The following is a 16,060-nucleotide window of genomic DNA, read 5'->3' on the forward strand; positions in this document are numbered from 1 at the left end:
TCTCCGCAGTTATTCAAAATGAATAGCTGTTTTTTTCTGCCCTTTTTACGAAATTCCGTAAAACGTTATTCTAGCAACATTTACCCAGCAAAAATATTTTTCTAAAAAATGTGCTTTTTTCCTTGTATTATATAACGTACGTTATATAATAAGAATTGTAAGGAATGAGGAACGAGAAGTTCCAGTAGATAAGTGATTAGAATTAGAGGTATTCATTATGTTATCAAAGAAAATGGTTAAGGTTGTTTCAGTTGTTGTTGCTTCAATGGGTTTAATGAGCGTTGGTGCTTCAGTTAGTCAAGCTGCTAGTTTTGAAGCTCCTAAGCTTGGAACTGCACAAGTTATGCCAACCGATCCTTCAATCAAGAAGGGTGACAAGATTTTTGTTACTGTTAAAGACACCAAAAATCAAAAAGTTAACGTTTTGAATGCTCAAGGTCACAAAACTACTCAAAAAGTTTCTATGGGTTCAACCTACACTGCCAAAGATGTCAAAAAGGCTGATGGCAAGAAGATCGTTAAGATCAACAAGAGCCAATGGTTGAACATTAAGGATGTTGTAAAAGACTAATTCTTCTAGATCAAAAAATAAACAATTTACTAATGAATATCCAAAAAGAGAACCCTGCTCAACGGAACAGGATTCTCTTTTTTGCTTGGTTTAATATTTTAAGCAATAATGTTTATTTCTTTTGTGCAGCTGCCTCAGCTTCTGCATCAGTATTTGATGGGGGTTAATTCAGGGCCAGCTGTAACCTTAACAGCTTCTGCACTAATATATCCATCTCTAGTCTGCTCCCATGGATCACTAGAAACAATGTGATAAAACAGCTCAGCTTTATTGTCAGTCGAAACCCAAATGTATTTCAGGTTATCTACTTTCCAACTATCTGGCATATATCCCACAGTAACCTTTGATCTAATTGTACCATCTGCTTGTCTAATATAAGTATTCTTAAGTAAATTCACATATGTAGTTTTGTTTTCTTTTGCTTCTTTAGTTAAAAACTGTAAATCTATTCTAGGTTTGTTTACATCTAGAGAATACAAAAACTTATTTTTGGAAACCTGATAAAAACCAGGCATATCGGCTACTTGTGGCTTAAGATTCAAAAGCGCAGTTACTTTAAATTTGCTACCTTTTTTCACTTTATTCTTAGTAGCATTCCCATTAGCATTATAGAAAACAGTATTCTTTTTAGTTACAACATATCCTGAAGTAGCTATCAATTCTGAATTATTGATCTTACCAACATTAGCCACTTTAATAAATTTACCTTTTACCGTAGTGTAATAAGCTTGGCCTTTAATTAAAATATACGGCAGCCAATATCTTTGATAATTGTAAATAGTGTAATATTTTTTATTTTTACTCAGTTTTTGTATCTTTCCTTTAACTGATACACTTTCATCTTTTAATAGTTTTTTCGAATCTTTAACTCTACTCCCTTTTTTATTATAAAGATATGTATTATGATTCAACGTTACTTCAGTGGTGTTTTCTTTAGAATCTGCGTGAACAACAAAATTTGTTAGAGAGAACAATATTCCCCCTAAAGTCATTATTGTTCCCAATTTTAATACTTTCATAGTATGTCCCTTCGTTTTTTTGATTGCTAATATGATTATTATATTACGTAATCATCAAAATAGCGAAGGAAAAAACCTCCGCCATTCAATTCAATATTTACCATTTAACTCGAAAAATCTGATTACCAATAGTTCCTACACCATTTTTATTGTGATATGCAACAGTAAGATATAGGTCATTATTGCCAATTACTTGAATTCCTTCAAGTTCAGTTGGATATCCTGCAAAATTTTGATTAAGACGTGTATCACCTGTTAAATCAAGGGTATTCAATGCTCCTGGTTGCTCCCAACTAAACTTTACAATTTTTCTTTTATTGCTATCAGCATGTGTAGGATCATATTGACTAGAAACATAAACATTCAAGTCATCATCAATATCATATCCTTGAATTGAACCAATCCTACCTACAAAATTATCAATATCAATAACTTCGCCAGCTTGACATTGCTTTAGTTCAGACACAGTGACATTACCACCTGGATTACCATTCAACAACGCATTCACCTTAGGTAATTCATATAAACCAAAGTGTCCGCTATTATCAGTCCATACCGTTGCAATCATCAAATATTTATAGTTAGGCGAAACTGCTGCTTCTACTCTTTTAATATGCTTTCCATGCCAATCACCATTAGTAATTTCAACCAGATTAGAAATTCTAGCCATTTGAGTATTATTAGATACGCGACCAGAATTATATTTAACACGAGCGATCTGAGTAGTCCAACGATCATCATTAGGCTTAGTCCCAATAAACCAGCTCCCATCGCCGGTGGGGCCTGCATACTCCCAGGTTTGGGTATGACCACCAGCTGCATATTTATTTTTGCCAGCTTTGATTTCTGCTCCAGTTCTGCCAACTAGTGTTAGTCCAGGTGTAGGAGAACTAATACTTGCCCCGTTCTTTGCCCGACTAACATAAGTATTATTCTTATACATTTGCAAAACGTAAGTGTAGGTATGTCCAATATTTGCCTTTTGCACTACTCTAGCAAATGGTGCATACAAACGACTCTTTAAACTAATATCAACCATAATAAAACCTCCGAAAAAATTTAAAAATTACTACTTATCCTGAGTTTGCTCATTCATCTGCTTAGCTACTTCCGCAAAGATGTCCTGTACTTCCTGCCTGTTTAGCTTGAAGCCTTTTGCATCAAGACTATTCACTACTGCATTGCCAACACGATTAATCTTTTGCTCGTCAGAAAGATTTTCCTTATCGTATAAGCGTACATAGCTTTTCATCAAGCTATCTGCAGTATCACGGAATCGCTCTAAGCGCTTGTTCTTGAAATGAACCCTGCTCAAGATGCCAATACCTACTACGCTAACTACCCATAAAGCAAGAGTAATCAGCTCAACGTAATCATGAATATCCATGATTAAATAAATCACCTCTCTTTTGATCAAATGATCAGAGGGGGTTAACGAATGTCCATTGGACTTCACCTCTGTTTGATAATGTTCAACAAGCAGGCTTAATTTAAGTATTGACATATTAGTCATTGACCAAAATACGTCAATATACTACAATAAAGGTATAAAAAACAGACTAGTGCCATTGATTCCACTACCACACAGAATTTTTCTGGTCATTAGATTGTTTTTAACTTGTTGACAGTTCATATAATATGCTTATACGAATACTATGTCAAGTAAAAATATGCTTTTTAGCATACTTTTTTTATTTAGAAAGTGAAGAAACCATCGTCATGATTGAGTTTGAGCGTACAAAAGAATTAGCAAAAAAAAGAAAAATGTCTTTACTAGAAGTAAATGACAAAGCTGGACTAGGCAAAAGAAGTATCTACAATTGGAAAACCAGAAAACCTGGTATTATGGCCTTAGGTGCAGTTGCTAAGGTTTTGCATACATCAATAGACTATTTAAGTGGCATTACCGATGACCCTGCTCCACGTTTGCAGGACACTGTGAATTTGGAAGATGAGGTACCCTATTCATACTATGGTCATCCTGTTCCTAAAGAATATCTTGACATGGTTCGAGAGCTCATGAAGAGAGACATCAAACAGAGAGAAGCTAGAAAACATGGCAGTGGACAATAACTATAGAAAAAATCAACTAATCACGTATTTATTTAATTATGCTTATGAGCATGATATTGGTTACGTCTTTTTTGAATCAGATCCCAATAATCCCTCTCTTTCATTTAAAAATGAGCGAGAAATCTGTATCAACATGAATTGGCACCACCATTCACCGGAAGTACCATTTACAATTGCTCATGAAATTGGGCATATCATGGATGGCAGGCCCAACTTAAAACAATATAATTGTTGTCTTGATTATGGCGGCCTTGATGACGAAGAAAGAGATGCCGATATTTATGGATTGCATCTGATCTATCAATACTCTTGCGGACAAGAAGATAATTTCTATGACCCAATTGCATTCGTCCAATCTTATGCAATCCCTGAAAGAATGATCAAAGAAACCTACAAAATGTTCAAAGACGAAGGCGAATTTTTCTACATAGATAAATCACAAAACACACTACATGCATAATTGCACATTGTAGTGTGTTTTTTAATGAGAAGATATGCTATTTTACGTAAGTTTCCTTAATTGCTAAAACTGATAAAGCGCCTAAGAAGCCTGAAATACCAGTAATCAACATCATTTCTGGCATGGAGTTACCCACCATTGGGAAAATCATGAAGCTGAGCAGTGATGCCACAATTTGAGGTAAGCAGATTGAGCAATTGAACAAACCTAAGTATGTTCCCATGTGTTTACCTGATAAAGCATTAGATACCATCGTCAATGGATAAGTATTCATACCAGCCCAACTGATGCCAATTAAAATGAAGGATAGAATTAAAAACCCCTGAGAATGAATCAAGAAGATTGAAGTATATCCTACTCCACCTAGTAGCAAACTGATACCGTAACCTAGCTTGTGGTGATTATTTGGAACCTTCGCTAAAACATATGACCAAACTACTGCCGCAATTGATTGTACAGCAGTTAAAACACCAAACCAGTTACCAGCAATCTGGTAGCCTGCAGAGGAGGCATTGGTCGTATTCCAAACATTTTGTGCAATAGCACCAGTAGCGTAAGTTGATAAATATTGGAAAGAAATCCAGCAGAAGAACTGAACTAATGACACTTGCCAGAAGACTTTTGGCGCCTTCTTAAGCAGTTCAATCCAACCACCGCCTTCTTGATTATCAGATTCTTTAATTCCATGATAACGAGCGTAGGTTTCTGGATCATATTCATGTACTCTGAATATCGTGAACAATGATGTAATGACTAAAACGGCAGCACCAACATAAAATGAAATAATTACTGATTGTGGTACCACACCCTTTTTAGCAGTATTAGCAACACCCAAACTAGTTAATAAGAACGGGAAAAATGCGGCAATAACAGCACCAAAGTTGGACAACATGCTTTGAATCCCATAGGCATATGACTTTTGTTCATCATTGACCATGTCACCAATCATCATTTTAAATGGTTGCATTGCCATGTTCGATGCCACGTCTAATATCGCGATTGCAACAGCACCAAATATTAGAGCCTCAATTGAACCATAGCCTAGACCAAAACTACCAACATTTGGTAACAAAATCATAGTAATTACGGCAAAGATCATACCGACTAATAAATATGGCAAACGCCGTCCAATCTTAGGAATCCAAGTTCGATCGGATAATGATCCAATTCCAGGTTGCACTACCAATCCAGCTAACGGCGGTAAAATAAAGAACCAGCCTAATTTTGTCGGATCAGCACCCAATGTTTGGAAGATTCGACTCATCTGTGATGTTTCCAAAGTAAAGGCGATTTGCACACCCAAATACCCCAAACTAATCATCCAAATTGTCGTACTAGCTAGCGTAGGTAACCCAGTTTTTTTCTCCTCCATTTATTTTTCCTCTCGTTTCTTAAATCGCTTTCAATAGTTAAAATATAGCGGTTACAGAAAGAGCTTTCAATATGATTTATCTTGTTACCGGTAACTAAATTTTTCTAAAGCATTAATCTTCCTACTATTCTATTCGTCCAATTTGGTAGTAAAATACTCTCATAGATTTATGGAGGTATTAATATGCTTTCTTTATTATTAACATTACTCTTACTCTGGCTATTCTTTAAATTAGGAATTGGCCTCATTAAAGTTATCGGCTTTTTACTAGTCGTAGGAATTATGTTTTTCTTTTTTGCCTATTTGCTCATTCCGTTCTTGGCCATTGCGCTAGCTGGAAGCTTGCTTTGGGCAACATTAAAATAGCGAAAAATAAAGGACCGCAAATTGCGGTCCTTTTTACATTTGTTTCAAATTTTCAGCGATTAGTTTTCCTAAAATCTCATAGCCACGATCACCAAAATGAAGTCCATCGTTTTTTACTCCTTGACAAATCTCGCTTAAATCGCCAGTATCCCGCATAGCTTGTGCCAGATCTGCATAACGAAAATGATACTCATGTGCTACTTCTTTCACGATCTGAGCATATTCCGCTACTAACGTATTATTCCGTACACGTTGCTTAGTTTCATCAACAGCTGGCGGCGAAACAAGCAGAACATGTGGTGGGTAATATTGACAAACTATTGCCGAGGAAATAATTTCCATATTTTGCTTAAATTGCCTTGCTGGCACTTGTTTGTGCATAGCCAAATCATTGGTTCCCAGCAAGATCACCAAATTATCGCACTGCTTTATGCTTAGTACTAATTCATTTAATTTGGCAAAAAATGCCCCAGAATTAATTCCCAAAACAGCCGTATTTTCTAGTTCAATCTCAGGCAAAAGCTGTTGTAAATTCCAATTAAGGTGCGGTTCATTTTTTCCTTCCTGGCGTGCAATAATGCTATCACCTGTCAAAAGTACTCTCAATTATTTACTCGCTTTCTTTTTACTTTTCTTCGCCGATTTAATCCCTAAGACATCAAGCAAGAAAGTGAAGATCGGCACACCGACAATCAGGCCCCAAGTACCCCAGAAGTGTTCAGCTACTAACAAAACTAAAAAAGTATAGAAAATTGGTAATTCAGTCTTGCTAGCCATAAATTTGGGATTCAACACATAGGCCTCAATTGCATGAATAATCATGATCATAATGAAGATATAAATCACATAACGAATGCCACCAACAGAATAGCCGATAATACTTAATGGAATTAAAGAAATGATCACACCAGCTACTGGCACTAAACTTAAAATAAAGACCATTAAGCCTAAGGCAATAATTTGCGGCATATGCATAAATGCCAGACCAATCATCGTCAAGGCCGTATTACAAATGGCAATAAAGAATTGCGCCTCTAAAACGACACCAAAAGTATTGGTAAACTTTTTACCAAAATAGCGAATATCTTCAAAAAGCCATTTAAAGTAACCACTTTTAACAAATAACTTTGAAAATTCAATCATTCTATCTAATTCAATCGTATAGAAGAAACTTAAAATCAAGGACATAAAGGTAGCAATTGTTAAACTACCAAAATTGGTCACCGTATGCAGAGCAAAAGTCCCAACTCGCTTTGCCTGCGTAACAATCTCACCTTTACTGATATAACGCGTTACATGGCTGGCTAAGCGCGATGATTCATTTGATTCATAAAACGCCATCACTGACTTTACCATTTTAGATATTTGGCCAACTAACATGGGCAAATAAATGGTAACCACGAAATAAAGCAGCGCCAAGATAATTAGATATGTTACCGCAACAATTAGACCTGTTGGTATTTTAGGAAAATACCGCTGCACTAGATGAATTAAATGCACGATCACATAAGTAAAAATAAAAGTTAATAATACTGTGTTCATCATTGCTCGTATTTCATAAAGGCAGGCAATAATTAATAGCAGTACCACAAACCGACGTAATGGAATATTATTTTTAAATTTTTCCCAGGCTGTATCCATATTTTCCTCCAACATAAAAAGCTGTTATTTCCTTATTTTATGCCTAATTAGCCAAGAAAGAAAACTAATCTTAGCTTCAAAAATAATTTAAAAATAATATTTTTCACATTTTTATTAATTTTTCTATTGCTTTTTTCATTTTAATATCATAGAATAAAACTAAAATATTTTTAATTTATTTGGAGGTGCTTTTTGAATGAGTAAAGCAAAACGATATTTTGGTGCATTAGCACTTGTTTCTGGGGCAGCTTTAAGTTTAGTTGCCTGTGGTAATAATAAGAATGCCAAGACTAATGATGCGGCAGATACACATCACAAGTTCAGTCAAACTGTTCCTGTGAAAAGTGTTAAAAAAGGTGGGACCTTAAATTACGCTATCGAGTCAGATAGTCCCTTCACTGGTATTTTCTTGCCAGAATTATCTGATACTGATACCGACTCCCAAGTTGCAGAACCAGGACAAGAAGGGTTATTCTCAGTCAACGATCAATACAAGATTAACAATAAAGGTGCTGCTACCTTTAAGCTTGACCGTAAAGCCAAGACCGTAACTATCGAGGTTAAGAAGGGTGTTAAGTGGTCAGACGGCAAGCAAGTTAATGCTAAAGACGTGGAATACGCTTATGAAATTATTGCTAATAAAGACTCCAAGTCACAACGTTATACCGATTCTCTTGCCGACATTGTTGGTTTAGCAGAATATCACGAAGGCAAGAGCAAGAAGATTTCTGGTATTGAGATGCCTGATGGCGAAAATGGCCGCAAGGTCGTAATTCACTTTAAACAAATGAAGCCTGGTATGCTTCAATCAGGTAACGGTTACTTCTGGGAATACGCTGAACCTTACCATTACTTAAAGGACGTACCATTCTCCAAGTTGATGTCTAGTGACAAGGTTAGAAAACAACCACTCTTCTACGGCCCATTCCGCGTAAGCAAGCTTGTTCGTGGTCAATCTGTCACTTGGGAACGTAACCCGCATTACTGGCGTGGTACACCAAACTTGGAAAAGGTATCCATGACAGTCATCGGTACCAACTCAGTTACTCAAGCCATCAAGAGTCACAAGTTCGACGTAGCTGGTGTCGTTAATACCCAATGGGAAGATGTTAAGAATGCCACTGACACTAACTTTATCGGCAAAGTGCCTCTATCTTATAGCTACTTAGGCTTTAAGGTAGGTAAATGGGACAAAAAGGCTGGCAAAAACGTTGAAAACAAGAATTCTAAGATGAATAATCCATCATTACGTAAAGCTATGGCTTATGCAATGAACGTTGATGCAGTCGCTAAACGTTACTACCACGGCTTGGCCTTCCGCGTTAACACTTTGATCCCTGAACAATTTGGTGATTATACTGACAAGTCAATCAAGGGTTACCCATACAACTTGAAGAAGGCTAACGAATTATTGGATAAAGCCGGCTACAAGAAGAAGGGTGAATACAGAGTTCAACCTAACGGCAAGAAGTTAGTAATTAACTTGGCTGTTAGAAACAACTCAACTACCGCTGAACCTGTTTGGAGAAACTACATCCAACAATGGAAGAAAGTTGGTTTGGATGTTAAATTTGTCGGCGGCCGTCTAATGGAATTCAACAACTGGGTACAAGCTGTCCAATCTGACGATCCAAGAATCGACGTCTTCGAAGGTGGTTGGACACTTTCAAGTGAACCATCCCCTAACGACCTTTACAATGAAGCTGCACCATACAACTTTGCTCGTTTCGTTTCACCTAAGCAAACTAAGCTTTTGGCTGATATCGACTCAGAGAAGGCCTTCAATCCTACTTACCGTGCTAATGCCTTCAAGAAGTGGCAGAAGTGGATGTATGATGAAGCATACGTTGTGCCAACTACCAACCAATACTCAGTCACTGCTGTTAACAAGAAGGTCACTGGCTGGTCACTTAAGCCTAGTGCCAACACTTGGTTCACTGCAGGTTTTGTAAAATAATTTCTTGAACAATCCTTTTTCTATATTTTCTATAACAAATAAAATTTACTTTTTAACCCCTATCAATTAATCTCAAAATATTCAGTAGCAAATTTGTTGCTGAATATTTTTTTATTTTTCTCAACCCCTATTACTAACCTAAATTGTAGAATGCAAGTCCCTTTTATGTGAAAAATTTTTAATACATAACACAACATATTGTGGTATTATCATAAATGTATTCATAGATAATGTGTTTTGTGAAACAATAGTAACTTTTAGGAGTGAGTTTTTTATGCCTACCACAAGAATTAAGCTGGATCCTGACTTTATCGATTCAGTGAAACAAGAAGTTAAACCTCATTGGGGAGAATTAGGTTGGGTTACCTACAAGAGAACTTATGCCCGCTGGCTTCCTGACCAAAATAGAGCTGAGAATTGGGATGAAACTGTCAAACGAGTTATTGAAGGTAATATTAACCTTGATCCGCGCTTGCATGATAATCCTTCTGCAGAAGTAATTACGGAGTTAACTAATGAAGCACAAAAACTATTTCGTTTAGTCTATGGCTTAGCTGCTACTCCGTCTGGTCGTAATCTTTGGATTTCAGGTACTGATTATCAAAAGCGGAACGGTGATTCCTTAAATAACTGCTGGTTCATTGCAATTCGCCCACAAAAATACGGCGATAGCCACATTGTGCCTGCTTATCTTAATCCTGAGCAAAAAGCCGTTTCAATGCCTTTCTCCTTCTTATTTGACCAATTAATGAAGGGCGGCGGTGTTGGTTTTTCAGTGGTCAACGAAAATATCGCTCAAATTCCTTCCGTCGACAATAAAGTGGATTTAGCCGTAATCATCGACAAAAAGAGTCCATCTTACGAGGCATCCCTCAAGGTCGGTGCCATCGACAAAGACGAATGGGAAAAGCAAAGTGTACCTGACGACACAATTTATTACAAACTGCCTGACACCCGTGAAGGTTGGGTCTTAGCTAATGCCCGTTTAATCGACATGCACTTTAACGCCACTAATCCAGACCACAAAATCAAATTAGCACTCGATATCTCTGACATTCGTCCATATGGTGCTAAGATCCATGGCTTCGGTGGTACGGCTTCAGGCCCAATGCCTTTAGTTGAGATGCTTATTGATATCAACAACGTTATCAATGCTCGCGTTAATAGTAAGCTTACTGCCGTTGACGGCACTGATATTTGTAACTTGATTGGTAAAACAGTTGTTGCAGGCAATGTCCGTCGCTCTGCTGAACTTGCTCTTGGCTCTAGCGATAATCAAGACTTTATTAAGATGAAGCAAGATAAGGAAAAACTTTATCATCACCGCTGGGCTTCTAACAACAGTGTCGCAATTAACTCTAAATTTAATAATTATGGCCCAATTGCTGACGGAATTTTGCATAACGGTGAACCAGGAATCGTCAATCTTGATCTTTCACGCAATTATGGCCGAATCGTTGATGGTTATCAGGCCGGCATTGACGACAGCGTTGAAGGCACCAACCCTTGTGGTGAGATTTCTCTAGCTAATGGTGAACCATGTAATTTGTTTGAGGTCTTCCCTTATGTAGCGGAACAAGAAGGCTGGGACCTCAAGGAAGCCTTTGGCTTAGCTGCTCGCTACACCAAGCGAGTTACCTTCAGTCCCTATGATTGGGAAATTTCACGCGAAATCATCCATAAAAATCGCCGAATCGGGGTTTCAATGTCAGGAATTCAAGACTGGCTTTTAAATGATCTCGGTCACAGAGTTGTAACTGGCTTTGAGGATGCAGTCGATCAAGAAAATGGGCAAAAGATCAAGAAGCCAATCTATGACCCTCAAGCGGTTAAGATGGTTGACAGCCTTTACCAAGCTGTAGTTGACGCAGACAAGACCTACAGCAAGGAATTAGGCTGCAATGAATCAATTAAGCACACCACAGTTAAACCTTCAGGTACGGTAGCGAAATTGGCTGGAGTCAGCGAAGGAATGCACTTCCACTATGCTGGTTACTTGATTCAACGGATTCGTTTCCAAGCTAGCGACCCACTTTTGCCAGCTTTAAAAGAATGTGGCTACCACACTGAACCAGATATTTACACACCAAATACAATCTGTGTTGAATTTCCACTTCGTGCAGCTCACGCCGACAGCAAAAACTTTGCCTCAGCCGGCACTGTTTCCATCGCAGAACAATTTGCGACACAAGCATTTTTGCAAACTTATTGGTCCGACAATGCTGTTAGTTGTACCGTTACTTTCCAAAGCGATGAAAGTGATCAAATTGCCCCACTACTTTACCAATATCGCCATATTATTAAGTCAACTTCACTTCTTCCTTATTACGGTGGCTCACTTAAACAAGCTCCGAAGGAACCAATTGACAAGCAGACTTACGAGGCTAGAGCCGCATTGATTACTGATGATGTTGAAGAAGTTTTTGCTAAGCAAAATGATGATCAAAAAGGACTAGAGCTAGTCGACCAATCAGATTGTGCTGGTGGCGCCTGCCCAATTAAATAAATTTATTTGGAGGAATGGAATTGAAGAGTATGAGTAAACGTAAAATTAATCTATTTTTTGCAATTATTACTTTCTTTACGTTAGCCTTAACTGCATGCTCAAATAATAATTCAGCTACTAAAAAAAGCACAACTAACCAAATTTCGGTTAATTACACTTTAAAAGAAGGTAAAAAAACCTTTGATAAGAAAACCGTAAAAGTTCCTAAAAAAGCTAAAGTAATTGCTGGTTTAAAAAGGCCTGGAAAGTTAAGGAAACCAAAGGCTTTATCACTGCAATTGACGGCAAAACTCAAAATCCTAAGAAAAAGATTTATTGGACCTACACAATTAACAATAAGTTTGCCTCTAAAGGCGCTAATGAACAAACTGTTAATAACAAAGATAAAGTTAAATTTACTTTAGCTAAAATGAAATAATCATAAGGAGAAAAACAAATGACTAAAACAAAATTATTAAGCTTAACTACTACCGGTGCCGTATTTGTTAGCCTACTTTTCACTGGCGTTGCACCAACCAGCAACGTCCAAGCTGCTTCTTACATTAAAGTTCATTACACCTTAAAGAAGGGCAACAAGGCTTTCTCACACAAGAGTTTTAAGGTTAAGAAAAATGCTAAAGTGATCACCGGTTTGAAAAAAGGTTGGCACGTTAAAAGCACTAATGGCTTTGTTACTAGTATTGCTGGCAGAAGCCAAAATAAGAGTAAGAATATCTACTGGACTTACACCATTAACGGCAAGTATGCTTCTAAAGGAGCATACCAACAACCATTGCATAGAAACGACCGTGTTGTCTGGAAGCTAGCCGGGATCAAGTAAAATGCTTACCAAAGAAAGAGTTCAGATTCGATCTTTAGCACTCCTAGCGATTTTGGTTGCTATGTGTGTAACACTCAGAATTTTTAAAATCATCGATATCCCTAACGTACAGCCCGTAACTGATATGATTATGATTGTGACCCTAACAATGGGTGCTGGCTTTGGCTTTGCCCTATCCGCATTGACCATGATCTTGTCCAATATTTATCTAGGCTTTGGAATTTGGACTATCCCCCAGATTATGGCTTATGTTGGTTGTGTTTTAGTAGTAATCCTACTTGACAAAACCACCCCACTAAAGCAACACTTCTGGATGCAAGTTATCGTAGCTACCCTTCTGGGTTACGTATATGGCTTGTTGATCAATTTCGGCATGTCAATTTGGGGTGGATGGTCATCCTTTTTAGGTTATGTTGCGGGAAGTTTCTTATTTGATACTTACCATTGTCTGGGCAATTTTGGTTTCTATTTTGTTTTGTACAAACCATTGACTCTTGCCCTAAACAATTACAAACGAAAAGCAGGAATCAGCTATGATTAAAATTTACACTAAAGTTGGTGACAAAGGTTTAACTAAGCAAGTTACTGGCAAAATGGTGCCTAAATATGACCTCCAAATTGAAGCTCTAGGTGACGTAGATGAATTGCAATCCTACTTAGGTGTAGTAATTGCTAACTTATCTAAAAACTGTCTGCAACTTAAAGATGAGCTGCAAGACGTACAACGCAACCTTTACCAATTACAAGCTGATATCGTGGTAAAGCATCATCAAGAAATCACCCATGAAACAGTGCAGCAACTCGAACATCGCATTGATCAACTAACGCCCCAAATTCCTTCCATTCCTGAATTTATTCTGCCAGGTGGTAAAGCCACTGGTGCCAATCTTCAGTATGCCAGGACAGTCGCTCGACGCACCGAACGGGCATTGGTCAAATTAAGTTTAAATGAACAGGAATTATCAGATGACGTATTAAAATACATCAATCGATTATCTGATTACCTTTTCACCCTTGGACGCTATGCCAACGTTTTAGATAACTACACCGAAATAAAAAGTAAAAAACGTGAACCCAATAGAATTAATGGATAAGAAAAAGTCGGATGACCTAATATGATCATCCGACTTTTTTCAATCCCACAAAATAAGATTATGTTAGTTAGCTTTCTTTCTTCAAGACTTCTTTCCTAATTTCCATGAACTTAGGAGCATCAGTAACTTTTAATTTTGGAAAGCTCTTCAAGTAGCGCTTATGATTCCAGCTTAATCGTTGCGGTTGTAATTCATCATAGTGCTGCATCACTGAGTGGTGCCAATCACCAACCCGCAATTTTCCTTTCTCAGGCATATGACTTTCTACTTTAGTTCTAACTCGCTCAATAAAGTGGTTAATATGCACATCCCACATCTTAGTTGTAGTATGGAATCTCTCGACACTGATTACTGTTAATACTAAGTCAATACCCATAACAATGGTAATACCCACAGCTAGCCAGCCATGAGTTATCTTTTCTTCATTATTAATGAGCTTCTGAATGATTGGCTGAATAAATTTTACTAATAAAACTACACCAACGCCCCAAAATAATGAAATCATTGGGGCCACTCGACCTTGAATGTTACCCCATAATTTTGAATAATCCCAAAGCTTCATGTGAAAGATTGTCTCTAATAGCCAACTAGCCACAAATTCGAAAATAGTGGCAACGATAGTCCCTACTATAAATAAAAGGAGCAGGTTATCTCGCACGTCTTTGGTACAAATTAAAATTGTAGTAACGGCGAACCCATACACGGGGCAGTAAGGACCAAACAGAAATCCCCGATAATCATAATGGTGGTCTTTGATCGAACAATAAAAGGTTTCCCAAAGCCAGCCGATAACTGAATAAGTAAAAAATAAAACAATAATTTCTGAAATAGTGTACGGCATGTTTGTTTCTCTTTCATGATACAAGTTTATCTATCTCAATAATACGTGAAAGAGTCTATTTTGGCTATTGAAAATCCGTATTTTAGTACAAATATAGATTATTTTAAGAATTTTGTTCGAACTGTCCACCCTGCAATTATTAAAATTATGCCCAATACGCTGAGCATAACACCGGCAGTTTCACCAGCTTTAGGTAATTTTGCCTTAATTTCTGATGTGTCACTTTTAGGGAGTGTGACATGAGTATCGTGTTTTTGCGACTTAGGCGAGATAGTACTTGCATTGTCCTTAATCTCGTCTTTATCTAGAGTAGTTTTTACTGAATCAGAATCTATTTTAGCCGTGGATTTTACCTCGTTAGCCTTAGTATCAAATCCAGTCAAGCCTTTGACAGTTGGAGTGCGTGAAAGGTTTGTATTTTCTGGGGAAGCTTGCTGCTTTTGATCTTTGACCTGTCCTTGAACTTTTTCACCTCCTTTATCTGAAGTAGTTTCTTTTTTATTAATAATCAGCTCTGCTAGACGTTTAAGCCAATCTTCAGAGCGTTCTTCATTATTTTTAGATTTTTTAATTAACGAAATTTGATTATCATCTCTAAACGTAGATTTATGTGGCGCTTCAATGTTAAAATTCTTATTACTTCGATCGTATTTAATTTCTTGCTCGTATTCTTGAACTCGATCATCGCCCAAGGTAAAGGACTGACTCACCCGAAGATAATTAGGCTCATTAGGCTCTGCTTCCACCTTGGTTCGATACTTAATCAAAATTGTGCTCTCTGAATACTTCTTAGCAGGAAATTCAGCTGTTAATTTGTTTTTCTTCAATTTAACTAAACTAGAATTTTGAATAAAATTATCATTCTTAATTACTTCAATCGTATCTGGATCTAGAACTAAGCCTTCTGGAATTAAATTTTCCAACTTCAAATCACCAGTATATTTTTCTTTCTTGGGATTCAGCCTTATTTCCCAGGTAATAAAATTTGTCTCTTGGTCATAATGACCTGCCAAACTATTATCAGACTGGTCTTTTGGCTTCTCTTTTTTGTCAGTAACTGCAATCTTAGGCATTGTTTCGTTTTGCTCTATTGCCGCATTTACTGCGATATTTTCTTTAATTAATAAGGCAGCTAAGACTGCGCTTCCGATCAATAACTTTTTCATTCATTTTTCCTCACTTCAAACTTGATCAAAGAGAGTATATCTGAATTAAAATATTAAAGATATTGTTTTGACAACGAAAAAAACAAAAAGTCGACTTTTGTACCCAATAAGTGGAACAAAAGTCGACTTTTTGTATCATAAATTACTATTTTTTTGGTTCAGTATAAATTCTTG

The 16,060-nt window shown here is 37.1% G+C and carries 17 protein-coding genes and 1 pseudogene; 10 read left to right on the top strand and 8 right to left on the bottom strand.

Annotation, left to right across the window (positions count from 1 at the left end; translation table 11 throughout):
- Positions 1 to 217 precede the first annotated feature (217 nt).
- Positions 218 to 571 carry a hypothetical protein gene (locus CP367_RS08190; RefSeq protein ID WP_202401258.1) on the top strand — a complete coding sequence of 118 codons (354 nt, stop codon included), beginning with the start codon at positions 218 to 220 and terminating at the stop codon, positions 569 to 571.
- Between the two features lie 146 nt (positions 572 to 717).
- On the opposite strand, the gene CP367_RS08195 is transcribed toward CP367_RS08190, so the two are convergent.
- The 3 genes from CP367_RS08195 to CP367_RS08205 form a co-directional block, all read right to left on the bottom strand.
- Entirely contained in the window at positions 718 to 1,590 is an 873-nt protein-coding gene (locus CP367_RS08195; RefSeq protein ID WP_089145844.1) for an SLAP domain-containing protein, read from the bottom strand.
- Between the two features lie 97 nt (positions 1,591 to 1,687).
- Positions 1,688 to 2,629 carry a helveticin J family class III bacteriocin gene (locus tag CP367_RS08200; RefSeq protein WP_081307170.1) on the bottom strand — a complete coding sequence of 314 codons (942 nt, stop codon included), beginning with the start codon at positions 2,627 to 2,629 and terminating at the stop codon, positions 1,688 to 1,690.
- A 30-nt stretch (positions 2,630 to 2,659) separates the two neighbouring features.
- Positions 2,660 to 2,977 (bottom strand): helveticin, encoded by a 318-nt coding sequence (locus tag CP367_RS08205; protein ID WP_065991043.1) that lies wholly within the window; start codon positions 2,975 to 2,977, stop codon positions 2,660 to 2,662.
- A gap of 332 nt (positions 2,978 to 3,309) precedes the next feature.
- Here CP367_RS08205 and CP367_RS08210 point away from each other — a divergent pair, with 332 nt between their 5' ends.
- Both CP367_RS08210 and CP367_RS08215 read left to right on the top strand, forming a co-directional pair.
- On the top strand, positions 3,310 to 3,663 hold the full coding sequence (locus CP367_RS08210) for a helix-turn-helix domain-containing protein (RefSeq protein WP_089143327.1): 354 nt from the start codon (positions 3,310 to 3,312) through the stop codon (positions 3,661 to 3,663).
- The gene (locus CP367_RS08215) at positions 3,647 to 4,123 is read left to right on the top strand and encodes a hypothetical protein (RefSeq protein WP_065991045.1); all 477 of its coding nucleotides are present in this window, start codon (positions 3,647 to 3,649) and stop codon (positions 4,121 to 4,123) included. The genes CP367_RS08210 and CP367_RS08215 overlap by 17 nt, the downstream gene beginning before the upstream one ends.
- Before the next feature lie 37 nt (positions 4,124 to 4,160).
- Here CP367_RS08215 and CP367_RS08220 read toward each other — a convergent pair whose 3' ends face one another.
- Positions 4,161 to 5,495, bottom strand: coding sequence for an SLC45 family MFS transporter (locus CP367_RS08220; protein WP_089145843.1), 1,335 nt, complete (start codon positions 5,493 to 5,495; stop codon positions 4,161 to 4,163).
- A 183-nt stretch (positions 5,496 to 5,678) separates the two neighbouring features.
- On the opposite strand from CP367_RS08220, the gene CP367_RS08225 reads away from it, so the two are divergent.
- Positions 5,679 to 5,861, top strand: coding sequence for a hypothetical protein (locus tag CP367_RS08225; RefSeq protein ID WP_013085612.1), 183 nt, complete (start codon positions 5,679 to 5,681; stop codon positions 5,859 to 5,861).
- Positions 5,862 to 5,894: 33 nt separating this feature from the next.
- On the opposite strand, the gene CP367_RS08230 is transcribed toward CP367_RS08225, so the two are convergent.
- Both CP367_RS08230 and CP367_RS08235 read right to left on the bottom strand, forming a co-directional pair.
- Positions 5,895 to 6,467: a GDSL-type esterase/lipase family protein gene (locus CP367_RS08230; RefSeq protein ID WP_089145842.1), complete on the bottom strand. Its 573-nt coding sequence runs from the start codon at positions 6,465 to 6,467 to the stop codon at positions 5,895 to 5,897.
- The gene (locus tag CP367_RS08235) at positions 6,468 to 7,502 is read right to left on the bottom strand and encodes an AI-2E family transporter (RefSeq protein ID WP_089145841.1); all 1,035 of its coding nucleotides are present in this window, start codon (positions 7,500 to 7,502) and stop codon (positions 6,468 to 6,470) included.
- Between the two features lie 196 nt (positions 7,503 to 7,698).
- On the opposite strand from CP367_RS08235, the gene CP367_RS08240 reads away from it, so the two are divergent.
- The 6 genes and pseudogenes from CP367_RS08240 (at position 7,699) to CP367_RS08265 (ending at position 13,879) form a co-directional block, all read left to right on the top strand.
- Complete coding sequence (locus CP367_RS08240) at positions 7,699 to 9,459, top strand: oligopeptide ABC transporter substrate-binding protein (RefSeq protein ID WP_089145840.1); 1,761 nt, start codon at positions 7,699 to 7,701, stop codon at positions 9,457 to 9,459.
- A gap of 274 nt (positions 9,460 to 9,733) precedes the next feature.
- Complete coding sequence (nrdJ, locus tag CP367_RS08245) at positions 9,734 to 11,965, top strand: ribonucleoside-triphosphate reductase, adenosylcobalamin-dependent (protein ID WP_089145839.1); 2,232 nt, start codon at positions 9,734 to 9,736, stop codon at positions 11,963 to 11,965.
- A gap of 29 nt (positions 11,966 to 11,994) precedes the next feature.
- Positions 11,995 to 12,383 (top strand): annotated as a pseudogene (locus CP367_RS08250) (DUF4430 domain-containing protein).
- 18 nt (positions 12,384 to 12,401) lie between these two features.
- The gene (locus CP367_RS08255; RefSeq protein WP_023487848.1) at positions 12,402 to 12,785 is read left to right on the top strand and encodes a DUF4430 domain-containing protein; all 384 of its coding nucleotides are present in this window, start codon (positions 12,402 to 12,404) and stop codon (positions 12,783 to 12,785) included.
- Position 12,786: 1 nt separating this feature from the next.
- Positions 12,787 to 13,326, top strand: coding sequence for an ECF transporter S component (locus tag CP367_RS08260; RefSeq protein WP_023487847.1), 540 nt, complete (start codon positions 12,787 to 12,789; stop codon positions 13,324 to 13,326).
- On the top strand, positions 13,319 to 13,879 hold the full coding sequence (locus tag CP367_RS08265) for a cob(I)yrinic acid a,c-diamide adenosyltransferase (protein WP_023487846.1): 561 nt from the start codon (positions 13,319 to 13,321) through the stop codon (positions 13,877 to 13,879). Before CP367_RS08260 ends, CP367_RS08265 begins: the two co-directional genes overlap by 8 nt.
- A gap of 67 nt (positions 13,880 to 13,946) precedes the next feature.
- Here the strand turns inward: CP367_RS08265 and CP367_RS08270 are convergent, their stop codons facing one another.
- Positions 13,947 to 14,720, bottom strand: a complete 774-nt coding sequence (locus CP367_RS08270) for a putative ABC transporter permease (protein WP_089145838.1) — start codon at positions 14,718 to 14,720, stop codon at positions 13,947 to 13,949.
- Between the two features lie 98 nt (positions 14,721 to 14,818).
- Complete coding sequence (locus CP367_RS08275) at positions 14,819 to 15,886, bottom strand: peptidase (RefSeq protein ID WP_089143334.1); 1,068 nt, start codon at positions 15,884 to 15,886, stop codon at positions 14,819 to 14,821.
- Positions 15,887 to 16,060: the final 174 nt, after the last annotated feature.

Source organism: Lactobacillus sp. UMNPBX16, from assembly GCF_002553775.1.
In the GTDB taxonomy this organism is placed as follows: Bacteria; Bacillota; Bacilli; order Lactobacillales; family Lactobacillaceae; genus Lactobacillus; species Lactobacillus crispatus.

Coding starts and splice junctions, on each gene's coding strand:
- CP367_RS08190 (WP_202401258.1), top strand. CDS start 218: ATGTTATCAAAGAAAATGGTTAAGGTTGTTTCAGTTGTTGTTGCTTCA.
- CP367_RS08195 (WP_089145844.1), bottom strand. CDS start 1,590: ATGAAAGTATTAAAATTGGGAACAATAATGACTTTAGGGGGAATATTG.
- CP367_RS08200 (WP_081307170.1), bottom strand. CDS start 2,629: ATGGTTGATATTAGTTTAAAGAGTCGTTTGTATGCACCATTTGCTAGA.
- CP367_RS08205 (WP_065991043.1), bottom strand. CDS start 2,977: ATGGATATTCATGATTACGTTGAGCTGATTACTCTTGCTTTATGGGTA.
- CP367_RS08210 (WP_089143327.1), top strand. CDS start 3,310: ATGATTGAGTTTGAGCGTACAAAAGAATTAGCAAAAAAAAGAAAAATG.
- CP367_RS08215 (WP_065991045.1), top strand. CDS start 3,647: ATGGCAGTGGACAATAACTATAGAAAAAATCAACTAATCACGTATTTA.
- CP367_RS08220 (WP_089145843.1), bottom strand. CDS start 5,495: ATGGAGGAGAAAAAAACTGGGTTACCTACGCTAGCTAGTACGACAATT.
- CP367_RS08225 (WP_013085612.1), top strand. CDS start 5,679: ATGCTTTCTTTATTATTAACATTACTCTTACTCTGGCTATTCTTTAAA.
- CP367_RS08235 (WP_089145841.1), bottom strand. CDS start 7,502: ATGGATACAGCCTGGGAAAAATTTAAAAATAATATTCCATTACGTCGG.
- CP367_RS08240 (WP_089145840.1), top strand. CDS start 7,699: ATGAGTAAAGCAAAACGATATTTTGGTGCATTAGCACTTGTTTCTGGG.
- nrdJ (WP_089145839.1), top strand. CDS start 9,734: ATGCCTACCACAAGAATTAAGCTGGATCCTGACTTTATCGATTCAGTG.
- CP367_RS08255 (WP_023487848.1), top strand. CDS start 12,402: ATGACTAAAACAAAATTATTAAGCTTAACTACTACCGGTGCCGTATTT.
- CP367_RS08260 (WP_023487847.1), top strand. CDS start 12,787: ATGCTTACCAAAGAAAGAGTTCAGATTCGATCTTTAGCACTCCTAGCG.
- CP367_RS08265 (WP_023487846.1), top strand. CDS start 13,319: ATGATTAAAATTTACACTAAAGTTGGTGACAAAGGTTTAACTAAGCAA.
- CP367_RS08270 (WP_089145838.1), bottom strand. CDS start 14,720: ATGCCGTACACTATTTCAGAAATTATTGTTTTATTTTTTACTTATTCA.
- CP367_RS08275 (WP_089143334.1), bottom strand. CDS start 15,886: ATGAAAAAGTTATTGATCGGAAGCGCAGTCTTAGCTGCCTTATTAATT.